The 959-nt window shown below is 43.7% G+C and carries 1 protein-coding gene; it reads left to right on the forward strand.

Annotated elements, in window-relative coordinates; all coding sequences use genetic code 11:
• The first annotated feature begins 697 nt into the window (after positions 1–697).
• Complete coding sequence (locus NNO04_RS23000) at positions 698–850, forward strand: SymE family type I addiction module toxin (RefSeq protein WP_442870766.1); 153 nt, start codon at positions 698–700, stop codon at positions 848–850.
• The last annotated feature ends 109 nt before the right edge of the window (positions 851–959 follow it).

Here is a 959-nt window from a genome sequence, read left to right on the forward strand (position 1 = left end):
GGCCGGTTCCCTGCGCCGATATCAGGCGGTTTTCTGCATCCCAGGCATAGTGCTGTTCATACAGACCACTGCGGCGGCGGACCAGGTTGCCCCAGGCGTCATACTGCATAAACAGATTCTGCCAGTGTTGCAGGCGGTTATCGGTGACCGGCGGGTCGTCGTCACTGGCGGCGAGGTTATCCGCAGCGTCATATCGAAAATGTGCACTGTGTTTTAATAGTGTTTTAGCAGGCGGTACAGCGAATCAGGCCCGTAGTATTGTTCTTACATTCCAGGGACGACTAGGTCAGAGTACGTACGCTACCGCCACACCCTGATAAGATATCTATCTGCACGATAGTTATTTTACTACTTAATAAAAAGGTTAAATACCAAAATATAAAATGAATGGCCCGGTGGTATTGTGCACTGTAAATACGATTAGCTAGAGTTTTTTGAATTCGATATTAGGGCAGATATTACTGGGGAAACTAGACTGTCCACTCAATGCTACAAGGAATATGAACTGAATAAATAGCTTTATCTGGATTAAAGGAAAGGAGTTCTGATGTGCTGATAGAGATGTAAAAACGGGAGGTTTCCATTAAATTCGACTGTCCCATTTTCCCCAAAATTCTGTGTTGACCCGACGCGCCACAAGGCGTTAGCCATAATGGAACAATTCAGCTAAGTGGATTATGACCGTAACTAATTTGATATCGGAACAGGGGTTACCGTAAAAATCTCAGAAGGCAGGATGATCCTGCTCGTGGATTGTAACGAAGTACAGGAGTTGCGAAAGGAATTTTATCAGGATAAACAATCTGTTAAGGGGTGTGACGGGGCGTTTAATGTGCTGAGTGAGTGTTAAATAATGAAATAGCCGGGAAGAAAGTGAGAATCTTTCCGACTATTTTTACGACTAGAATATTAAATAGATTGTTTTTTAGACAAGCCGAAGTCTATATAACCTTCAGAAC

This window comes from Citrobacter sp. Awk 4 (assembly GCF_028069725.1).
GTDB lineage: Bacteria > Pseudomonadota > Gammaproteobacteria > Enterobacterales > Enterobacteriaceae > Citrobacter_D.